At 75.0% G+C, this 1,900-nt stretch carries 1 protein-coding gene and 1 pseudogene; both read right to left on the reverse strand.

Features of this window, described 5'->3' with window-relative positions; genetic code table 11:
- Positions 1-648, reverse strand: a pseudogene (locus RT91_RS19010) (glycosyl transferase family 1); the annotation flags it as partial.
- Between the two features lie 15 nt (positions 649-663).
- Positions 664-1,900, reverse strand: a 1,237-nt coding sequence (locus RT91_RS19015) for an amidase (protein WP_035189331.1), incomplete at its 5' end; no start/stop codon positions are given.

A 1,900-nucleotide genomic window follows, 5' to 3' on the forward strand; every position in this document is an offset into this window, starting at 1 on the left:
GATCAGCCGCTCGCCGGCCGGCCGGCGCGGGTGGAAGCCGCCGCCGCGATGGGCGAGATAGTGCAGGAACGGATTGCCGCCGGCGATCTCGTCGGCATAGCGGGCGGCGTAGAAGCCGATGTCGAAATCCGGGCTCGGGTCGCGCCGCTCGGCGGCGCCGAAGGCGCAGAAATGCTCGAACGGATCGCTGCCGGCGGCGGCGACGTCGGGGTTGTTGTCGAGATACCATTGCGGGTCGAACAGCGGGACCGGGCTGACCTTGCCGGTGCGGCGGCGGGAGAGGAAATCGGCCAGCGCGTTGGCGCCATCGGGGATGCCGTAGGTCTCGCGATACCAGCCGGCGTGGAACAGCGGCGAGGGGTCGCGGCCCTCGCGGTCGCCGAAATCGATGTAGTGGCGCAGCGGGTTGGCGCCGGAGGCGGCGATGTCGGGGTTGCGGGTGAGGTAGAAGGCGGGGTCGAAATAGGGGTTGGGGCGATGCCCGGCGCGCCAGCCGCGGCGGCAGAAATCGGTGAGCGGGTCGGTGCCGGCCGGCATGTCCTGCGCCTGCAGCGCGTAATGGCCGGGATCGAACAGGCCGCTCGGGCGGATCGCGGCGATGTCGCCGGCGAGGTCGGGGTCTTCGGCGGGGGAATGGGTCCGGGTCATGCGGCGCGTTTGTCCTTATGTGGCGCCGGTCAGGCCGTGCGGCGGGCGGAGGTCGAGCGCGCAGCGCCGGGCGAGGGCGTGGCCGAGGGCGAGCATCGGCGCCTCGTCGAACAGCCTGCCCCAGAGGCAGAGCGCGGCGGGGACGCGGCGCGCTTGGGTGTTGGCCGGGGCGTCGGCGGCGATGCCGGCGGAGGGGCGCGGCGGCGAGAGGGTGAAGCCGACCGGCAGGCAGAGGCAGGGATGGCCGGTGAAGGCGGCCAGCGTCGGCAGCGCGCCGACGCCGAAGGGCGCGGCGAGGAGATCGACCCCGGCGAGGAGGTCGCGCATCGCCATCATGCCGCGGCGGCGCAGCCGGTCGAGCTGGATGTGGTCGACCGCCGAGAGGAAGCGGGCGAGGCGGAACTGGTTGGGCCAGGCGGATTCGTCCTGGCGGGCGAGCAGGTCGTCGGCGCCGGAGAGGGTGAGCGGCTCGAAGCTCGCCGCCGCCTCGGCCATCAGCAGGGAGACCAGGCTTTCCCAGGGCAGCGCGGGCAGTTCGACCGGCACCGGGACGACGCCGAGGGCGCGGCAATGCTCGATCGCGGCGCGGGCGGCTTCCGCCGAGGGGTCGGCGAAATCGGCCGCCAGGATGCCGAGCCGCAGGCCTTCGGGGTCGCGCCCGGCATCGCCGCCGAAGGGGATGTCGAGGCTGGAGGGATCGTCGGGGTCGGCGCCGTTGAGGAGGGCGAGGATCAGCGCGGCGTCGCCGGCATCGCGGCAGAGCGGGCCGAGACGGTCGAGGCTCGGGCAGAGCGGCATCGTGCCGGTGCGGGCGATGCGGCCGAAGCTGGGGCGCAGGCCGACGGCGCCGCAGCGCGCGGCGGGGGCGACGATCGAGCCGAGGGTTTCGGTGCCGAGGGCGAAACCGCAAAGCCCGGCGGCGGCGGCGGCGGCGGAACCGGCGGAGGAGCCGGAGGCGCCTTCCTCCGTGTTCCACGGGTTGCGGGTGCGCCCGCCGTGCCAGACATCGCCGTAGCCGAGCGCGCCGACGGTGGTCTTGCCGAGCAGCACGGCGCCGGCGGCGCGCAGGCGGCGGACCGCGACGGCATCCTGTTCCGGCAGGCGGCCGAGAAAGGGTTCGGCGCCGCGATCGGTGACGAGGCCGGCGGTGTCGATCAGGTCCTTGCAGCCCCAGGGCACGCCGTGCAGCGGGCCGGCCCAGTCGCCGCGGGCGGCGCGGGCGTCGAGTGCGGCGGCCTCGTCCAGCGCGGCG

The sequence above is a fragment of the Acidiphilium sp. JA12-A1 genome (assembly GCF_000724705.2).
Classification (GTDB): Bacteria; Pseudomonadota; Alphaproteobacteria; order Acetobacterales; family Acetobacteraceae; genus Acidiphilium; species Acidiphilium multivorum.